General features: G+C 61.6%; 15 protein-coding genes. 6 read left to right on the top strand and 9 right to left on the bottom strand.

Going from position 1 to position 18183, the window contains the following annotated elements; translation table 11 throughout:
* The 3 genes from VIH17_07510 to VIH17_07500 form a co-directional block, all read left to right on the top strand.
* Nucleotides 1-2348, top strand: a 2348-nt coding sequence (locus VIH17_07510; protein ID HEY4683083.1) for a hypothetical protein, incomplete at its 5' end; no start/stop codon positions are given.
* Nucleotides 2349-2715: 367 nt separating this feature from the next.
* On the top strand, nucleotides 2716-3186 hold the full coding sequence (locus tag VIH17_07505) for a YbaK/EbsC family protein (GenBank protein HEY4683082.1): 471 nt from the start codon (nucleotides 2716-2718) through the stop codon (nucleotides 3184-3186).
* 157 nt (nucleotides 3187-3343) lie between these two features.
* A complete protein-coding gene (locus VIH17_07500) occupies nucleotides 3344-3610 on the top strand; it encodes a hypothetical protein (protein HEY4683081.1) in 267 nt (88 codons plus the stop codon).
* A 508-nt stretch (nucleotides 3611-4118) separates the two neighbouring features.
* Here the strand turns inward: VIH17_07500 and VIH17_07495 are convergent.
* The gene (locus VIH17_07495; protein HEY4683080.1) at nucleotides 4119-4724 is read right to left on the bottom strand and encodes a hypothetical protein; all 606 of its coding nucleotides are present in this window, start codon (nucleotides 4722-4724) and stop codon (nucleotides 4119-4121) included.
* A 159-nt stretch (nucleotides 4725-4883) separates the two neighbouring features.
* Nucleotides 4884-7373, bottom strand: a complete 2490-nt coding sequence (gene lon, locus VIH17_07490; GenBank protein HEY4683079.1) for an endopeptidase La — start codon at nucleotides 7371-7373, stop codon at nucleotides 4884-4886.
* Between the two features lie 356 nt (nucleotides 7374-7729).
* Between lon and VIH17_07485 the strand changes: the two genes are divergently transcribed.
* Nucleotides 7730-7879, top strand: coding sequence for a hypothetical protein (locus VIH17_07485; protein HEY4683078.1), 150 nt, complete (start codon nucleotides 7730-7732; stop codon nucleotides 7877-7879).
* Between the two features lie 89 nt (nucleotides 7880-7968).
* On the opposite strand, the gene VIH17_07480 is transcribed toward VIH17_07485, so the two are convergent.
* The 5 genes from VIH17_07480 to VIH17_07460 form a co-directional block, all read right to left on the bottom strand.
* Nucleotides 7969-9282 carry a CCA tRNA nucleotidyltransferase gene (locus tag VIH17_07480; GenBank protein HEY4683077.1) on the bottom strand — a complete coding sequence of 438 codons (1314 nt, stop codon included), beginning with the start codon at nucleotides 9280-9282 and terminating at the stop codon, nucleotides 7969-7971.
* Between the two features lie 143 nt (nucleotides 9283-9425).
* Nucleotides 9426-10700 (bottom strand): DNA polymerase IV, encoded by a 1275-nt coding sequence (dinB, locus tag VIH17_07475; GenBank protein ID HEY4683076.1) that lies wholly within the window; start codon nucleotides 10698-10700, stop codon nucleotides 9426-9428.
* Nucleotides 10701-10791: 91 nt separating this feature from the next.
* On the bottom strand, nucleotides 10792-11742 hold the full coding sequence (prmC, locus tag VIH17_07470; GenBank protein HEY4683075.1) for a peptide chain release factor N(5)-glutamine methyltransferase: 951 nt from the start codon (nucleotides 11740-11742) through the stop codon (nucleotides 10792-10794).
* A gap of 12 nt (nucleotides 11743-11754) precedes the next feature.
* Complete coding sequence (gene prfA, locus VIH17_07465) at nucleotides 11755-12837, bottom strand: peptide chain release factor 1 (protein ID HEY4683074.1); 1083 nt, start codon at nucleotides 12835-12837, stop codon at nucleotides 11755-11757.
* 29 nt (nucleotides 12838-12866) lie between these two features.
* Nucleotides 12867-13940, bottom strand: a complete 1074-nt coding sequence (locus VIH17_07460; GenBank protein HEY4683073.1) for a DUF1385 domain-containing protein — start codon at nucleotides 13938-13940, stop codon at nucleotides 12867-12869.
* A 207-nt stretch (nucleotides 13941-14147) separates the two neighbouring features.
* Here VIH17_07460 and VIH17_07455 point away from each other — a divergent pair, with 207 nt between their 5' ends.
* Complete coding sequence (locus VIH17_07455) at nucleotides 14148-15380, top strand: cation:dicarboxylase symporter family transporter (protein HEY4683072.1); 1233 nt, start codon at nucleotides 14148-14150, stop codon at nucleotides 15378-15380.
* Nucleotides 15377-15940, top strand: a complete 564-nt coding sequence (locus VIH17_07450) for a phospholipase D family protein (GenBank protein ID HEY4683071.1) — start codon at nucleotides 15377-15379, stop codon at nucleotides 15938-15940. The genes VIH17_07455 and VIH17_07450 overlap by 4 nt, the downstream gene beginning before the upstream one ends.
* Nucleotides 15941-16083: 143 nt before the next feature.
* Here VIH17_07450 and VIH17_07445 read toward each other — a convergent pair whose 3' ends face one another.
* Together VIH17_07445 and VIH17_07440 are read right to left on the bottom strand one after the other, a co-directional pair.
* Nucleotides 16084-16413 (bottom strand): retroviral-like aspartic protease family protein, encoded by a 330-nt coding sequence (locus VIH17_07445; protein HEY4683070.1) that lies wholly within the window; start codon nucleotides 16411-16413, stop codon nucleotides 16084-16086.
* Between the two features lie 62 nt (nucleotides 16414-16475).
* Nucleotides 16476-18029 carry an FAD-dependent thymidylate synthase gene (locus VIH17_07440; protein HEY4683069.1) on the bottom strand — a complete coding sequence of 518 codons (1554 nt, stop codon included), beginning with the start codon at nucleotides 18027-18029 and terminating at the stop codon, nucleotides 16476-16478.
* Nucleotides 18030-18183 lie beyond the last annotated feature (154 nt).

Here is an 18183-nt window from a genome sequence, read left to right as displayed (position 1 = left end):
AAGTTCGCTTCACTCGCAACAAAACGTTCAGCGACGCCGCGTCTTTCCACTCCTTCTTTGGCAATCCTTCCTGGCTCCCCAACGTCAGCCGTAACCTGCAACCGGGGGCGGACGAGTGTACTCAGCCCGGCTGCACTGCTGTACCCGCGGTGGCGAGTGCTGCGGAAGACGCTTACCGCGACTCAGTGGTGAACCTCTTGGGTCTCTTTACGCAGGTTACAGCCAATTATAACTTCGACCGCGCCGGAGCGACCCAACCCGAGGGCCAACCCGTCAAACGGCGGTTTGGGGTAGACGAGTACGAGTTCTATTTCCAGGACCAGTGGCGAGCTACCCCGTCTCTCACCTTCACAGGCGGGATCCGCTACCTCTTAATGTCACCCCCCTGGGAGACCAATGGGAACCAGGTTACGCCTACACCGGGCTTGGGCGAGTGGTTTGAGACCCGCCGGCAGTTCATGCTCGCCGGAATCCCGACCAACCGCGCCCCGCAGATCAGCTTTGCTCTCGGCGGCCCGGCTAACAACGGCAGAAATTACTATGATTGGGACTACAACAACTGGTCGCCCCGCATCTCCGCAGCCTGGTCCCCTCACTTTAAGGAGGGGATCCTGGGCAGAATCTTCGGCGACGGAAAACTGGTCGTTCGCGGCGGCTACTCGCTCGTTTATGACCGCATGGGCAATGGCCTGGTGACCAATTTCGACCGGTTTGGTTCCTTCGGCATGTCCACGGGCATTGACAGCGTGTTTGGCGGCTGCGGTGAGGGCCCCAGCACCGCCGGGCCATTGGGTGTTTGTCCGCGCTTTACGGGGGTTTTCGACACCAGCATCGCGTCTTTCATGCTCCCCCCATCACCCGGCGGAAGCTTTCCAGCAACACCGCCGGGGGCGGATTTGTTTGGCGTTCCTCAACCGGGCAGCTTTGCCATAACGTCTGCCTTGGACAACACGCTCAAGACCCCCTATGCTCACATGATTAACTTTTCCATCGCACGCACCCTGCCTGGCGACCTTACGGTGGAAGCCGCCTATGTCGGGCGACGGGGCCGCAACCTTCTCATCATTAGCGACTTGGCGATGCCGGCCGATCTCTGCGACCCGGCCTCCAAACAGTGCTACTTCCGGGCCGGCCAGCAACTGATTCGCTTGGCGGAGCAGGGTCAGGATGTCACCACCCTCGCCCCCATCGCATACTGGGAGAACCTCTTTCCAAGCTGGGGCCCGAGCGGTATCAACGGCGGCGAGTTGCCGTGCAGCGGTGGCTCCGGGTTCTCGGCGACCCAGGTAGCCTTCGAATTGATGAACTGTGTCTCTCATCCCGACACTACCGTATTCCCCTGGCTAATTGATAACTTCGGCTATCCCGGCTACATGCTGGGCGGACCCGGCGCCATTGACGTCCCGCAAATCGACACGGACGACGACGGCATTCCCGACACTGGCGACGGCATTCCCGACGCTCCGTTCGCCTTCTTCGACGACCAGTTCGCTTCCCTCAACGCCTGGCGAAGCATTAGCCGATCTGAGTACCACGCTTTGCAGCTTATGGTGCGCAAGCGGATGCGGCACGGAGTGCAATTCGACCTCAATTACACTCTCTCCAAGTCGCTCGACATGAGCTCGAGCGTCGAGCGTTCCGACATCCTTGCCGGCTTCTCGGGCACGGGCGGTTACACCGGCTCCACCATTAACTCCTGGAGCCCCCAACTAGAATATTCCTTGTCGGACTTCGATATGCGCCATCAGTTCAATGCGAACTGGCTAGTGGAGCTGCCCTTCGGTCGCGGGCGGTGGCTCGCCAGCAGTATCCCTGGCTGGGGTGACCAGGTCCTCGGTGGCTGGCAGGTTTCCGGCATCGTCCGGTTGAACAGTGGGCTGCCCGCCAACGCGATAAACGCGCGTGTCTGGCCGACCAATTGGGACCTTCAAGGTAATGCCACGTGTCAACCCGCCACTGGGAGCCGTTTCGGCACCCAAGTCGGCCCTTGCCCGGCAACTCAGAACGTCAAAAACGCCGCGGGCGGCCGCGGCCCGAACATGTTTGCTGACCCGGACGCTGCGTTCGAGCAATTCCGGTTCACGCTGCCGGGCGAGCGTGGCGAGCGGAACATCCTCCGGGCCGACAAGTACTTCAACCTGGACTTCGGCTTGGCCAAGAAGTTCCGCATGCCCTGGGAGGGCCATAGCCTGATGTTCCGCTGGGAGACGTTCAACCTGACCAACTCCGCCTACTTTGACGCTGTCTCGCTGCAGGCCAGTATCGGCAGGCAGGGCACTTTCGGAGACTACAGCGCCGTCCTGGGCGGGCCGCGTCGGATGCAGTTCACCTTCCGCTACGAGTTCTAATCTCTCAGTGGGACAGGCATTCTTGCCTGTCCCGGACTGCGGCGAAAAACACGAAGGCCCCCGAAAATCCGGGGGCCTTTTCTTTCGTCGGGCCTATTTCGTTCAAAGCAAGACTTTTGCCCGACTTTAGAATTTCGCTTTTTCGATTCTCGGACCTGCAGCAGAAGCCGCAGGCTGAACCAGGTAAGTCGGCGGCTGTCCCGGTTTTCGATTTTCGTCCCGAAGGCTCGGGATCGATTTTCGAATTTCAAAGACCAGCCAGAAGGGACTGTTCGCCAGGCTTTCAAACTGCTATGCTTCTGGTGTCGCGCTCGCCCCGATAGAATCGGGGCTCGGGAAACACTCGACAGCCGAGGGAGGTTTTCCGATGTCCATTGCGGCCAAGTTAAAAGAATTTCTGGATCGGAACCGGGTTAGCTATCAGATCCTGACCCACCGTACCGCCTTCACCGCGCAGGAAACCGCCGCCACGCTCCACGTTCCTGGAAAAGAGGTCGCCAAGACGGTGGTTGTGCGGCTGGACGACAAGCCAGCGCTGGCGGTGTTGCCTGCTTCCCTGCGGATTAATTTTCGCGAGCTGGAGCAGGCAGCCGGCGCCAAACGTTCGCAACTCCTCTCGGAGGCTGACTTCCAGCAGCTCTTCCCGGATTGCGAGCTGGGGGCCATGCCGCCGTTGGGCAACCTGTACGGGCTTGCGGTGTTTGCCGATGATTCGCTGGCCAAGGACGAAGAGATCGTTTTCAACGCCGGCACGCACGCGGAAGCAATTCGCATGCGGTACGCCGACTTTGCCAAGCTGGCGAATGCCAAGGTGGCGCACTTCGCCGAACGACTCTAATCGCCGGCGGGGTGGGCAGGCGATCACCGAGTGCGTTGCGGGCGGTCCCGCCAGAGGGGGGAGCGGTTCGCCGGCGAGAGGGGGAAGCGCTTGCGCGCGAGGATGAGCCTGAGTACACTTTGCGTTTGCGATGGGGCTAACCGCCAAGAGCACGGCAATGGTAGATGGCCAGCAGGAGCTGAGTCTTCCTCAGCGTGAAGCCGCCTTTTTCTACGGCCTGTTTCTCCGCGGCCATCCCCCGGAAGAGATCCGCCGTGACATTGATGTTCCGCGGGAAGTGCTGCTGAAGTGGCATCGCTACGCCGAACGCGAGCCCGCCGAGCGCGACCTCTACCAGCGCATGCTCGCCTACCGGAAGCACGTGCTAGCCATCTTTGATTCTCTCCTCCAGCAGGAAAACTTCTCGACCGAACGCATTCAGTAAGCCCAGGTGGCTCCCAAGGCGCTTGAGCCGCGCTGCCCCTCAAAGAAAAAGGCCTCTGGTTGCGTCGGGGTTATTCTGCAGCCAGAGGCTGTCCCGAGTCTCTCGGGATTGCGTTGGGCTGCGCCGCTAGTTGAGGATCACGCTGACACTGCCTTTTCGGCGCGGACGGCGAAGCGCTTTTCGAGCTTGGCCAGCTTCTCGGTGACACCGGTGTATTCGAGTTCGGCCATGGGCAGCATGGCCGGGCCGCTGAAGCCCTGCCGAGCCCCAGCTCCGGCCGCCCTCGACGGTGATAGGGCACAAGCTTTTCCACCTTTGGAACCTCTCCGTTCCACCGGGCATGCGCGAGCATCCGGGGAGCTCAAGTCATGCCGGTGCCGTTCCAACTTCTTGGAACAAGGCGAGCCACAGGACGAGCCTTTTTCGTCACGGGTCCCGATGTTTCGGGATGCGGAACACCGATCTTCCTGAGGGCTCTCGAAGGCATCAAAAGGAATGTATAGAAGCATCAAGTTGGAGCGGCACTGGCCCTAAGCAAGTCTTCGGCAGCCTTTTCAATTTCACCAATCCATTTTTCGGCGGCGGAACGGGCCTGGTCGAGGAACGAGGGGTCGAGAAGCAGGGCGCAGCGCTCGACGAACGGCGCTGAAGGGGGGGCATGCTGCGCGCCAACCTCACCCGGCCGCGGCGGCTTGGGCACCGCCACCGTCATGGCGTAGCTTTTGACGTCGCTCTCAAATTGCTCGCGGTCTTGGGCCTCCCAGCCAAGCTCGGACGCCAGAGCGAGGAAAAAATCTTTCCGAAATTGATGCTCGCTCTTCCGGTCTGGAGCAGCGATCTCCTTCAGCTTTTTTTCGAGGAAGTAACGCGGCAGCCGGGCGAGCGTGCTGGCCGAAAGCGCAACCAGAAGCTCGCGGCTGATCGAGGCAATAAGCTCGCGGTATTGAGCGGGATCGGCCCGCAACGCCTGCCGATCAAACCTCTTCACGTAGGCGTCGATAAGTCGCGGCGCCACGCGCTCCCGTTCGAGATACTCCAGCATCATTCGAGCCAGGCGCTGCGGCTCGGGCATGCCCGCGTCGGGCGAACCAGTGCGTCCTTGCTTCTTGCCCATCGCCAAGGATTCATCCTGAGGGATTCATCGGGAAGGACTGTACGGCCCCGGCCTGCTGCCGTCAAGGTTGCCGCCGCAAACAAACCTGTGCCCCGTGGGCGGAGCAGGGACGGCCCAGTCCCTTTTGGTTGATCGCGGTTCGCCCCGCCACGCCGGGGCTCAGTGCACGGGCTGCGCCGGGAGGGGCACCGGCGGCTTGGTTTCCGACGGCCGCGGCTGCGCGCCCGCTGCGACGGGCTCGAATTTGCCGAGGATGGTCTCGAGCGCTTCGGCGATGCTCTTGACGAAGTGCAGGTTCAGCCCCTCGAGCAAGTGAGCCGGCAAGTCTTGCCGCACGTTGGGTTCGTTATCCTTGGGCAGGATTACCTCTTTGATCCCCGCCCGTCGCGCGGCCAGCACCTTTTCCTTGATCCCGCCCACCGGCAGCACCTGCCCGCTCAGGGTGATTTCTCCCGTCATGGCGACCCGGGGACGGACCTTCCGGTTCGCCAGAAGGGAAACGAGCGCCGTTACCATCGTGAGGCCAGCCGAGGGGCCATCCTTGGGAACAGCGCCGGCCGGGACGTGAATGTGCAGGTCGGATTCCTTGAAGAAGTTGGGATCAATGCCCAGCGATTCGGCATTCGACCGCACCCAGGTCAGCGCCGCTTGCATGGACTCCTGCATGACCTCGCCCACCGAGCCGGTGACGGTAAACTGCTTGCTGCCCGGCATGCGGTTGGCTTCGACAAAGAGAATGTCGCCGCCGGCTGGTGTCCAGGCCACCCCAACCACCACGCCCGGTCGCTGGACACGTTCCTCCACCTCGGTGTCCAAGCGGAAGCGTGGCACGCCCAGCAGGGCTCGCACCACTGCCGGCGTCACGTGGAGGACGCCCTCGCCGTCGTGCTTGAGTTTGCTTTGGTCCTCAGCCAGTTCGGGATGGTCGCCGACGACAGGCTTGCCCTCGACGATGGCCCGCGCTTGCTTGCGACAGACAGTGGCGATTTCGCGTTCCAGGTTGCGCACGCCGGCCTCACGGGTGAAGCTGCGGATGATTTCGCTGATCGCCTCATCGGTGAAGCGAATCGCCCGGCCATCCTGAAGGCCATGCTCCTTCGCCTGCTTCGGGACAAGATACTTCTGGGCGATGTGCACCTTCTCTTCTTCGGTGTAGCCGGGGAGTTCGATCAACTCCATGCGGTCGCGGAGCGGCTCCGGAATCGGATCGGTGTAGTTTGCCGTCGTGATAAAGAACACCTTGGAGAGATCAAAGGGTATGTCGAGATAGTGGTCATGGAAACGGAAGTTCTGTTCCGGGTCCAAGACCTCAAGCAACGCGGAAGCCGGATCGCCGCGGAAATCGCGCCCGAGCTTGTCAATCTCGTCGAGCATGTAAACGGGATCGTTCGATTCGGCGCGACGGAGGCCCTGGATGATCTGCCCGGGCAAGGCGCCGATATAAGTGCGGCGGTGGCCGCGAATTTCGGCTTCATCGTGAATGCCGCCGAGCGAAATACGGACAAATTTCCGCCCCAAGGCCTGAGCAATGGATTTTCCGAGCGAGGTCTTGCCCACGCCGGGCGGCCCGACGAAGCAGAGGATGGGACCCTTCATCGCCGGTTGCAGCTTTTTGACAGCCAGGTAATCCAGGATGCGCTCCTTGACCTTTTCCAGGTCGTAGTGATCCTCGTCCAGCACCAGGCGGGCGTTGGCCACGTCAATGTCGGCTGAGCCGGTAGATTTCGACCAGGGCACCGCCACCAGCCAGTCGAGATAGGTGCGGGCCACCATGTACTCGGCGGCCGCGGGCGACATCTTCTCCAGCCGCTTCAGCTCGCGCTGCGCTTCCTTCTTGACCTCCTCCGGCATCCCGGCTTCTTCAATTTTCTGCCGCAGCTCTTCCATTTCCCGCTGGGTGTCGTCCAGTTCGCCCAGCTCTTTTTGGATCGCCTTCATCTGCTCGCGCAGGAAATATTCGCGCTGGTTCTGGTTCACCTGGTCCTGCACCTGCGACTGGAGCTTGCTGCGGAGCTGAAGCACCTCGACTTCCTTGCTCAGTTCCCGATGCAGCCGTTCGAGCCGGGTCTTTACCTCCAGAGTTTCCAGCAACTCTTGCCTCAGCGTGGTGGAAAGCGAGGGGAGCGTCGAGGCAACGAAGTCGGCCAAGAGGCCGGGATCGTCCATGTTCAGGACCACGGTTTGCAGGTCATCGGAAAGTTGCGGGGTGAGAGAAACCACTTCCTGGAAGAGTTGTTGCACGTTTCGCACCAGCGCTTCAAAAGGAGCGGCGCTTTCGCCCGGCGGCACGTCCGCCAGCTTTTCCATCCTGGCTCGAATGAAGGGTTCAAATTGCAGGAATTCGCGGATGCGGACACGCTCGAATCCCTCAACGAAGATGAAGAGATTGTTGTTGGGCATCCGGATCACTTTGTGAACCATCGCTGCCGTGCCCGTGGAGAAAAGGTCCGTCGGGCCGGGAGCTTCCACCCGCGGATCGCGCTGGGCGACTATGGCGATGACCTTTTCCTCGCTTGCGAGCGAGTTGATCAGGGCGACCGAGCTTTCCCGTCCTACCGTCAGAGGCAGCACGGCCTGCGGGAAGAGCACCGTGTCGCGCACAGGGAGCACGGCCAGGTCTTCCGGGACATGAATTCGTCTGTCGGTCATGATACCCTCGCGCGCGGCGATTCTATCTTAACACTCAAAAACGTCGGACATCGAAGGCTATACTGCGCCTGCTTGTCTGTACCCCGATAATATGATGCTCATGCTAGCAGAAAGGTTGCGGACTTTTTGCTCATGTTTAGATCCATGACCGCCCGTTCTGCTATCCGTCCTACGTGGTCTGGGAGCGTTTGGCCGCGCTTATCTTCGTATTTTCTTCGCCCATTTTAACTTGACAGGGGTTGGCCGGGGTGGGACAATTTTTGGCGTTCAGGCGACCCTCAGCCCCTGGCCAGCCGTGTCCGGGGGTTTCAAGCAGAGAAAGGGCTGCGTCAGCTCACCGTGCGCAGGTCTCTCGAATGTTAAAAGGAGTCCAGGAAGCGATCTCTCAAGTGATCGGCCAGGAGCGAGCCAAGCCGGAGGACCGACGGACAAACCTCTGGATCGGAGCGGTGGTCCTGGGGACTGTGCTGGTCATTGGCATGCTCATGTTTCTCGCCTTCCGTTAGTTTGCCCCCGTGCATCCGCGCTTCCGGAAGGCACAGCCAGGGGGGAAGACTGCCCAGGTGGGCCGGGGAGACTTCTCTTCCCCGGTTTCCTATGCCCGGAGAGGATAACTCCCAATTACAAAGGCGACGGCATCTTCTCGAATGGTCAGGCGGCCATCGAGTTGGGCGTCTTCGACCGCATCCAGAATCTCGGCAAAGCGCGGCCCGGGCGGATAGCCCAGCGCGATCAAATCATCTCCCGTCAGGAGTCGGCGCAGGCGCAACTCTTCCGGGGGCGTCCTGGCCAAGAAATCCTTCACAAACCGCCACGCGCTCAAATCGCCATGGCTGGCCAGGCAATCAAGCCGGTGCAGCTCCAAATGCTCTTCAAAGCGGTTCATGCGGGCAAAGCGCTTGAGCGTTGCCGGACGCATCTGGAAGACATCTTTGAACCGGAGATGATGGCGCACGAGCGCCATGACCTGATCGATCTCATCGCTCGAAAGCCGGAGCCGGCGGCCGATCACCTCCGCCATGACTGCGCCGACCTCGGTATGATTGTCAAAGCGAATGCGGTCGGCGATTCGAAACGTCGGCGGCTTTCCCACATCATGGAGCAGGACGCCCAGGGCCAGGGGCGTGGTGGGGTGGTCGAGCATGTTCAGCATCAGCAGGGTGTGAATCCAGACGTCGCCCTCAGGATGAAACTCCGCCGGCTGCTGGCAACCCTTCAATTTGGCGACCTCGGGCAGGAGCACGGCCAGCAGGCCGGTTTCCTCAAGCAGTTCAAAACCTCGCCGGGCCGCTCCCTCGGTCAAAATCTTGAGGATCTCGTCGCGAATTCGCTCCGCCGAAATCTGGGTGATCTCCGAGTGCAGCTTAGCGATGGCGGCGAACGTTTGCGGCTCAATCTGGTAGCCAAAGCGGGCGGCGAAGCGCACGGCTCGCAGCATGCGGAGTTTGTCTTCCTTGAAGCGCTCGTCGGGGGCACCGATCGCCCGGATGAGGCAAGCCTTCAGGTCAGCCTGCCCTTCGACAAAGTCAAGCACCTGGCCGGTTTGGATATCCATAAGCAGGCCGTTGATGGTGAAATCGCGGCGGCGGACATCCTCCTCCGGCGAGCGCGCGAACTCGACCCGATCCGGGTGCCGGCCGTCCGTGTAGCCGACATCCGAGCGAAAGGTGGCAGCCTCAACTTCCGCCTCGCCCGCCTGCACGAGGATGACGCCAAACCGCGCGCCCACGCCCAGCGACCCGGGGAAGAGGGCCTGGATGCGCTCCGGGGCGGCGTCAGTGGCCACATCATAGTCTTCCGGCTCGCGCCCCAACACCAAGTCGCGCACACACCCGCCCACCAGATAGGCCTGGTGGCCGGCCTCGTGGAGCACACGGCAAATCTGGTCGGCAAGTTCGCGCGGAGTCATGCCTTGATTATGGGCCACGGCGGGCACAGTGGCAAAGTGGTAAGGGCACAGGTGACAGGTAACAGGGGTCAGGGGCACTTTGGGGTTCCGGTCAACCTGTTTGCCTCCCTGCTTCCCTGCCTCTTTTCGATTTTCGAGTTTCGTTATTCGTCTCTTGAACGGTGCAGCGAGCCGCCAAGTTGAATCTTCGAAAAGCCGAAGCGCTCGCGGATTTTGTCGGCGGCACGGGTCAGCTTGGCCATGCGCTCGCGCCGGGCGGCGTCCATCAAAGAGATCTGGCCGCCCTCCCCCGATTCAGGCTTGCGGGTCAACCGGCTCAAATGGACTCCCAGCAGGCGTACCCTTTGCTTCCGGTCCCAGTGGCGCTCGAACTGCCGGCGAACGCTCGCATAGATGGCGGCGTCGAGCTCGGTTGGTTCTGGAAGCGTTTGAGCGCGGGTATGGGTGCGAAAGCTCGAGTAGCGGAGAATCAGTGTCACCGTCCGGGCGAAGAGCTTTTCGTCGCGCAAGCGCTTGCCCACTTTTTGCGCGAGATAGGAGAGGGTGGCGTCGAGTTCCCGCTCGTCATCGGTGTCTTGAGCGAAGGTATAGTGGTTCGAAAGCGATTTAGGTTCGGCGTCCACATAGAATTCATAAGCATCCTCGCCACGGGCTTTGCGAAAGAGCGCCGAGCCCCACTCGCCGAATACCTCTTCGAGCCGCTCGCGGGGAATGGCAGCCAACTGCCCGACGGTTGCGATGCCGAGTTGGTTGAGGGCGCGTTCGGTAACCGGCCCGATGCCCGGGATTCTACGCACGCCAAGCGGTGCCAGGAAGGCGGCTTCCGCGCCGGCAGGCACCCAGAGGAGCCCGCCGGGCTTGGCCGCATCGGAAGCGACCTTGGCCACCAGCCGCGTCGCCGCGAGACCCATCGAGCAGGGCAACTGTGTCTTTGTCCAGATTTCCTGTCGCAAGCGATGGGCGGCAGAAAGCGCCGGGCCGTGGAGCCGCTCGGTGCCGGTGAGGTCAAGGTAGCCCTCGTCAATCGAAGTCATTTCGACAACCGGGGAGTAGCTTTGGAGAATGCGGTAGATCTTGTCCGACCATTCGCTGTAGCGCTCGTGGTTCCCCGAAAGGAAGATGCCATGCGGGCATAGGCGCCCGGCGGTGCGCAACGGCATGGCGGAGTGGACGCCGAACTTGCGCGCTTCATAGCTGGCCGCGGAAACGACGCCGCGCTGGTCCGGCCGCCCTCCGACGATCACCGCCTTCCCCTTCAAGTTCGGATCATAGAGCTCCTCGACGGAAACGAAGAAGGCATCCATGTCCACGTGCAGGATGGAGGCAGAGGAGGTTGAGGAAGTAAAGGAGGTAGAGGAGTCCGGGGCACCATCCACATTGGTGTCGTGCTTGGCGCGGAAACGGGCCAGCTTTGGCATTGTTCGTCGAAAAGCGAAAGTCGAAAATCGAAAACCGACCACAACGTTGTCTCAGGATCTCGTTTTTCGATTTTCGAGTATCGTTTGTTGGCTACAGCCTCTCGGCGCTGAGCACCCGCGGGATGCCAGCCAAATCGGGCCGCACGCGAAGGCTCTTCCATCCTTCTCGCACCAGTGCGATGGCTTTTTCCGAAGCGCCGTAACCCAGCTCGAGGGCAAGCAACCCGCCTGGCCGCAACCGCGCTCCCGCCTGCTCGATGAGCGGAGCATAGAGTTCCAGGCCATTCTCGCCCGAAAAGAGAGCTTGCGCCGGCTCGTGCTCGCGCACCTCGCGCGGGAGCAAGGCAGCCTCCTCCCGCCCCACGTACGGAGGGTTCGAAACAACCGCGTCCAAAAGCGGTTTCGTCGCCGAAGCCATCAACCCATCGAGAAGGTTGCATGCAAGAAAGCGCACCCGCCGGGCGACGCCCAGGCGCTCGGCATTCCGCCGGGCCAGCGCGAGCGCCTGAAGGCTGGTGTCGGTCGAGAATATTTCCGCCTCGGGCAACTCATGAGCCAGCGCGATGGCAAGGCAACCGCTGCCGGTGCCGACATCCGCCAGGCGAAGTGGCCGGCCGGCCACCGAGGATTTCCAACGTTGGCTGGCGAGCCATTCGAGCACCGTTTCCACGACGTGCTCGGTTTCCGGCCGGGGAATAAAAACGCCGGGCTCGACGAGAAGGTCAAGACCCCAGAATTCCTGATGGCCGGTGAGGTATTGGGTGGGCGTGCCGGCAGCGCGCTCGCTGACAAGCGAAAAAAAACGCCGCTCCTCTTCCCGGCTCAGTTCGCATTCCGGATGGGAGTGAAGGTAGGTGCGATCCCTTTCGAGCGTGTGCATCAAGAGCAGCTCGGCCGCAAGCCCCGAGGAGGGAACCCCGGCCGTGGTGAGCTGGGCCAGCGCTTTTTGGAATGCCGTGCGAAGGTTCATGGCTATGCCGGGGCAACAGCGATGGGAAGGGTCACGCACTTCACCGGTGGCGGCTCGGACCCGGTTCCTCATCAAGGTCGCCGGTCATGCTTCTACAAGCTCTTGCTTCAACCGCTCGGCGTGGTAGTGGGTCACGAGCGCGTCAAGGAGAGAAGCGAGCCTGCCGTCCATGACCTCATTCAACTGGTGGAGGGTCAAGCCGATGCGGTGGTCGGTCACGCGGTTTTGCGGAAAATTGTAGGTGCGGATTTTCTCCGAGCGGTCACCGGACTTGATTTGGCCGCGCCGCTCAGCGGCGATCGCCTGTTGTTGCTTTTCCCGCTCGAACTCATAGAGGCGCGCCCTCAAGACGCGCATCGCCTTGGCCTTGTTCTTGGTCTGCGACTTCTCATCCTGCTGGCTGACCACGATCCCGGTCGGCAAATGGGTGATGCGCACGGCCGAATAAGTGGTATTCACGGACTGCCCGCCCGGGCCGGAAGAACAAAAGGTGTCGATGCGGATATCTTTGGGGTCAATCTGTATGTCAATCTCTTCCGCCTCGGGAAGCACCGCCACCGTGGCCGCCGAGGTGTGGACGCGCCCCTGCTGTTCCGTCTGCGGCACGCGCTGGACGCGGTGCACACCCGACTCATATTTCAGCTTGGAATAAACCTTCTCGCCCTGGATCGAGCCCACCACTTCCTTCAGGCCGCCGACGGCCGAGGCGCTGGAGTTGAGCACCTCGACTCGCCAGCCCTGCGATTCGGCATAGCGTGAATACATGCGGAAGAGTTCCTGGGCAAAGAGGCTTGCTTCATCGCCGCCTGTCCCGGCGCGGATTTCGAGGATGACGTTTTTCTCGTCGTTTGGGTCTTTGGGCAGGAGCAGGAGCTTCAGTTCGCGCTCGACAGCATCCTTATCCTCCTGAAGTTCGGAGATTTCGTCTTCGGCCACATTTTTGAATTCAGGGTCCTCGAGCAGAATTTTGGCCTCCCGTAGTTCCCTCTCGATTGCCTTCCACTCGCGATATTTCTCCACTACCGGGCGTATCTCCGCATGCGTGCGTGCGAGCTTCTGGTAACGCGCGCTGTCGGCCAGGACAGCCGGCGAGGAGAGCTGCCCGGTGATCTCGTCGTAGCGCGCCTCAATCTGTTTCAGTTTTTCGAAAAGGCTCAGTGTTGCCATTGCCACTCACCTATCCCCGTCAACCCCCTTCAGCCAATGACCGGCTGGAAGCCCTGGCGTCGTTCCCACTCCATCGCGCCGCAGAGGGCGTGGATGGCCACCTGAAGCTGCCGGTCGTCCGGCCGGCGGGTGGTCAGCCGCTGGGTCCAAAGACCCGGGGCGGCCACCACCGTCCAGAAAAACCCTTGCCGCCGGGCAGCGAGTCGAATGATTTCGTAGCTCAGCCCGGCAATCACCGGCAGCAGCGCGATGCGAGCGATCAACCGCGGTGCAAAAGTCGAAAACGGGATAAGCATATAAAGCAGCATCGCGATGACCATCACGGTCAGCAAAAAACTGGTGCCGCAGCGCGGGTGAAAACGAGGGAAGCGCCGCGCACTTTCGACCGCCACCGGCTGCCCCGACTCATAGTTGAATACCACTTGGTGCTCGGCCCCGTGATAGGAGAAAACGCGACGTATCTCCCGCGCCAGCGAAAGGGAAGCCACAAATCCCAAGAAGATAAAAATCCGGAGCAGCCCATCCACCAGATTCAGGCCGAGCCACCCGTGGAGGGCGGGAATGCGGTCGCCCACCCACGTGGCTGCCGCCAGCGGCACAAACTTGTATAACCCAACAAAGAAGCCAATCGAGATTACCAGGTTCAGCGCCATCCACCAGTTCGAAATACGCTTCGGCGGTCCGCCCGCCGCTTCCTTTTCGGCCGGCCTGCCGTCTTCCTCGAGAGCCACATCAGCGGAGAAACGCAGGGCGCGCAGGCCGAGCACCATCGCCTGGCCAAGCGTACCGAGGCCGCGCAGGATCGGCCAGCCCCAGATCCTGTTTCGCTCCGAGGGCCTCACGATTTTTGCTGTCTGCGCCTGAATCTCGCCCTTCGGCTTGCGGACGGCAACGCAATAGCTATGCGGCGCGCGCATCATCACTCCTTCGATGACCGCCTGCCCGCCGACCAGGGCTTCCGAAGGCCTTGCCGGCGAATCCTCCGGATGGCCAGCCCCGCCGACGGCGGGGCCAGTAGGAACTTCTTCCGCGGTGATCACTTGCCAGGGTAGCAATAGCGCCCCGAACAGCATGCGAAAGCGAATTTGTGCGTGCTTTCTCATAAAACCTTGAAAAAACCCGAGAAAGGAGAGTGGGGATCGTTCCCGTTCCTGGTGGGAACGCGCGCTGCGGTCGCTAATGGAAGCTTCGGCTGCGGAACATGCCACTCACAGAATACCTGCCACGCACCCAGAAGTCAAACTGAACGCGGGTGGGCCGTAAACCCCTCCCTTTGCGCCAGCCGATAGCTCGTGCTAGATTCGGCAACCATGAAGTTGCGGCGGCCAAGCCTCACGCAATGGATCTTTATCGGGATGGCTGTGGGGGTCGTGGTGGGCCATTTTTCCCCGGATACGGCCGCCAGTCTGCGCGTGTTGAGCCAAATTTTTTTGCGGCTGATCAAATCCATCATTGCGCCGCTCATTTTTGCCACCCTGGTGGTGGGAATTGCCGGGGCGGGCGATTTCAGAAAGATTGGCCGGCTGGGGTTGAAGGCGCTCATCTATTTCGAAGTGGTCACGACGCTGGCGCTGTTCATCGGTCTTGCCGCCGTCAACCTGATTGAGCCGGGAGTGGGCGTAAATCTTCAGGTTGCCCCCCACGAAGAGGCGATTGCCGCTCAAAAACAGTCCGCCACCGAAATCATCACCCACATCTTTCCGACCAGCATTCTGGACGCGATGGCCCGCGGCGACGTTTTGCAGATCGTCGTGTTTTCGATTTTGTTCGCCGCGGCATGCTCGGCCATCGGCCAGAAGGCCAGGCCGGTCACGGACTTTTTGGGCGGGGTGGCCGAGGTCATGTTCCGGTACACCGCCTACGTCATGAAGTACGCCCCCATCGGGGTCGGGGCAGCCATCGCCGTGACGGTGGGAAGCAAAGGCCTTGGCGTTCTGAAGAACCTCGGTTTGCTGATCATTACGTTGTATGTTGCGCTGGCTTTCTTCATCGTGTTCGTTCTGGGGACAATCTGCCTGGTAGCGCGCGTGCCGATCGGTCGGTTCTTGCGGGCTGTCAAGGAGCCGGTGCTGATCGCGTTTTCGACCACCTCGAGTGAAGCCGCCCTGCCGCTGGCCATGGAGCGAATGGAAGAGCTGGGCATTCCCCGGCGGATTGTCAGTTTTGTCATCCCCACCGGGTACAGCTTCAACCTCGACGGCACCACGCTCTACCTCTCGCTGGCGTCCATTTTCGTGGCGCAGGCGGCGGGGGTCCATCTCACTCTCGGCCAGCAGCTCATCATGATGCTGACGCTGATGCTGACGAGCAAAGGGGTGGCCGGCGTGCCACGCGCGGCGTTGGTGATTCTGGCCGGAACGCTCGCTTCGTTCCACCTGCCCATTGAAGGCGTGGCCGTGATCCTGGGAGTGGATGAACTGATGGATATGGGCCGCACCGCGGTGAACGTCTTGGGAAATTGCCTGGCGAGCGTCGTGATGGCGCGCTGGGAAGGGGAATTCCGGCCCGGTGGCGAGCCGGCGAACCTGGTGAGAGCCTCATGAGACGCACCACGAGCGCCGTATCGGGCTTGGTTGTGCTCGCGTTTGTGGCGGGCTGGTACGTAGGCCATTCCGGCACGCCCGACCAACGGGCGCTTCCGCTGCCAGCGGGCGCGAGCGTCGAGAGCTGCTTCTCACCGGGCGGCGAGTGTACCGCGGTGATTGTAGCCGCGCTCGATGATGCGCGGCGATCGGTCCGCATGCAGGCTTATTCCTTTACCTCGGCGCGGATTGCTCAGGCGCTCGTCGAAGCTCACCGCCGTGATATCTCGACGGAAATCATCCTCGACAAGTCGCAGGTAAGCGAGCGGTATTCGGCGGCCGACTTCACTTCCCGGGCCGGCATTCCCACGTTCATTGACGCCGAGCACGCCATTGCCCACAACAAAGTCATCATCCTGGACGGAAGCACCGTGATCACGGGGTCGTTCAACTTCACCAAGGCGGCCGAGGAACGGAACGCAGAGAATGTGTTGATCCTTCGCGACCAGCCGGAGCTGGCCGCGCAATACCTGGCAAACTACGAAACCCACCGTGAGCACTCACAGCCGTATGCGCGCTAGTTTGGGGTTGAATTCTTGAAGGAGGTTCGTTCAGCTCCGAGGCCACCACCTCGGGACGCAAATCCTCCGGTAACTCCCCAGGCAGGTGCCTGGGGGCTCAACGTAGCCGCCAAGATCGGCTGGATACCGGAAGGGTACCTGTCCTACATGGCGAGGAGTTCTTGCGGGACGAGCCGGCGAGTGATCGGATCGACGGCGAAGCCGAGGCTTTCAAGAGCGGTAGCGCCCAGCAGGTGGCCGTCGCCGGGTTCCGCAACGACGAGAGTCACGTTGGCCTCGTCGCCATCGAGTCGCAGCACCGCACCTGCTGTTTCGCGTTCCACCGTGCGTCCGTCAGCAACCGGGAATGAACGGCGACGCAGCCGCGGCACCCCAAGCTGCTCGATGATTTCACGCGGCACCCAGGTCAATGTCGCGCCCGTACCCACCAACAACTCGGCGTCGGCGCCGCGCGGGCTCGCTCGGGTGGGCAACCGTCACTCCAACCGAGAACTGCCCCATTTCTCCTCCTGGCAATGATTCTACACGCGCAGAGCTAGATGCGGCGCTGGATATTGGGAAAATTCTCCCAGACTTTGATGCCGCAAAAATGGGAACCTTCGGTGCAGATGGGGGTGGTGATTCCAGCGCGGATGTAACAAGGCGGGCCGAGCCAGCGGGCAATTTCCGGATGGATGCGGCCGATCTGCTCGAGCTCATCCATCGAAGCCGAATAGATTTCTTCCTGGGCGTTGAAGCAGGTCCGCATCGTCCACTTGTGGAGCAAATGGAGCAGCGAACCGGACTCGACCAGCCGGATGGCCTTGGCGTTGGGCAGGAGGTAGAGGGCAAATTCGGGCGGCACGCCCCGGTCGAGCAGATCGTTCTTGGCCGCCCAGGCATCGTGCATGGCTTGCTCGAACCGTTCGCGCGCCCGCGGGTTGCTGCGAATGAGCCCCGGCATAACGAAGTCGGGCTCGCGCGTATCCGCCAGGACGAGCATGGGCCGCGAGGCGGGCACCATGCGGTGCCGCTGATCCTGGCTATCGGCGGTGTGACTGATTTTCTTGAAAAAGGTGTAGTGAGCATGCTGAAGCGCGCGCATCATCGGTGAATGCACGCCGATGTTCAAGGTCTCCAGCCGGTAGGGATTCCGCGCCGGATTCAGCAGCCGGTCGAGCGCCTCGCCGTCGCTGCATTCGGCCTCGCTAATGCCCAACACCGCCCGAAACGCCTGAGCCACGACCCGACCGGCATGGGGCGAAAAATCCACCAGCTTGGAAACGCGCCCTGCGAGCTGGCCGTCGAACTCGGCAAGGGCAGAGCTCTGCTTCCCCGCCCAACGCCATTCCGGAATCTCCTCTTCGGCAAGCGGTGAGTTGAGGAAGCGCTCAAAAAATTGCGAGTCCACTTCTTTGACCCGCTCGACCATTTCGCCCACGACCTGCTGCGCTTCGTGGGGTGTGTCCCCGGCAGCGACCATGCGCCAGAGCCGGTGGAGCACGATGCCGGAGAGGGTGTGCACCAGGGTGGTAAAGGCCGCCACCGGCAAGACGTACCGCGCCACCTCGATGGCTTTCTTCTCTGCCAGCCGCTCGACCTTCTGCCCCCGCCGGGGATGGGACATCGAGGAAAGATGCCAGATTTCAGCGAGAACCTTCCGCGCGTCTTCTCGGAGCAAGGCCGTCAGCTCGCGGTACGACTTCCACGCCCGGGCCACCGCCTGTTCGTAAACCGCCTTGGCGGCAGGAGCGAGTGGGGGCACAAACGCCTGCACGCGATCGAGCCGGACGTAGCGCTGGCTCTGTTGCTCGGAATTATAAAAAGGATGGCTGTGGAGAAAGCTCCAGACAAACTGCCGCGAGACGTTTTCGAGGCCGAATTCGAAGTGGGCGTGCTGATAGACGGTGTGGTGGCCGCCATAAAAGGTGGCCGCGCCGATGGTCAAGCGCTGCTTATCACTCACTTGGTCGGGCGTGACGATACTGGGCGAGTAGCAGGTGCGCGCGGCGGCAATCGCCGAATCATACGGCCGGGCAAAGTAATTGCGTAGCGTGACGCGCGGGGGAAAGGTTTCGACGCTGGGACAGGCTGGGACAGGAGTTGCCATCGAGTTGGGATGTCATTCTATATGAAAGCGTGCGTGGAAGCGCAGGAAATCTCCGTGCCAACCATCATGCAGGACGCTACGTAGCGGCGGCCTTCCGGCCAGCAGGTAGCTCGTGGAATCGGACAGTGCCCCGCTAAAAGCTGCCCGGCTGAAG

It is taken from the genome of Candidatus Acidiferrales bacterium (assembly GCA_036514995.1).
In the GTDB taxonomy this organism is placed as follows: Bacteria; Acidobacteriota; Terriglobia; order Acidiferrales; family DATBWB01; genus DATBWB01.
This window is presented reverse-complemented; position numbering and strand designations above follow the sequence as displayed.

What these genes read in the sequence shown, in the direction of transcription:
- VIH17_07495 (HEY4683080.1), bottom strand. Translation starts at nt 4,724, where the DNA reads ATGGGCAAGAAGCAAGGACGCACTGGTTCGCCCGACGCGGGCATGCCC.
- VIH17_07480 (HEY4683077.1), bottom strand. Translation starts at nt 9,282, where the DNA reads ATGACTCCGCGCGAACTTGCCGACCAGATTTGCCGTGTGCTCCACGAG.
- VIH17_07450 (HEY4683071.1), top strand. Translation starts at nt 15,377, where the DNA reads ATGAGACGCACCACGAGCGCCGTATCGGGCTTGGTTGTGCTCGCGTTT.
- dinB (HEY4683076.1), bottom strand. Translation starts at nt 10,700, where the DNA reads ATGCCAAAGCTGGCCCGTTTCCGCGCCAAGCACGACACCAATGTGGAT.
- prmC (HEY4683075.1), bottom strand. Translation starts at nt 11,742, where the DNA reads ATGAGGAACCGGGTCCGAGCCGCCACCGGTGAAGTGCGTGACCCTTCC.
- VIH17_07485 (HEY4683078.1), top strand. Translation starts at nt 7,730, where the DNA reads ATGTTAAAAGGAGTCCAGGAAGCGATCTCTCAAGTGATCGGCCAGGAG.
- lon (HEY4683079.1), bottom strand. Translation starts at nt 7,373, where the DNA reads ATGACCGACAGACGAATTCATGTCCCGGAAGACCTGGCCGTGCTCCCT.
- VIH17_07455 (HEY4683072.1), top strand. Translation starts at nt 14,148, where the DNA reads ATGAAGTTGCGGCGGCCAAGCCTCACGCAATGGATCTTTATCGGGATG.
- prfA (HEY4683074.1), bottom strand. Translation starts at nt 12,837, where the DNA reads ATGGCAACACTGAGCCTTTTCGAAAAACTGAAACAGATTGAGGCGCGC.
- VIH17_07505 (HEY4683082.1), top strand. Translation starts at nt 2,716, where the DNA reads ATGTCCATTGCGGCCAAGTTAAAAGAATTTCTGGATCGGAACCGGGTT.
- VIH17_07440 (HEY4683069.1), bottom strand. Translation starts at nt 18,029, where the DNA reads ATGGCAACTCCTGTCCCAGCCTGTCCCAGCGTCGAAACCTTTCCCCCG.
- VIH17_07460 (HEY4683073.1), bottom strand. Translation starts at nt 13,940, where the DNA reads ATGAGAAAGCACGCACAAATTCGCTTTCGCATGCTGTTCGGGGCGCTA.
- VIH17_07500 (HEY4683081.1), top strand. Translation starts at nt 3,344, where the DNA reads ATGGTAGATGGCCAGCAGGAGCTGAGTCTTCCTCAGCGTGAAGCCGCC.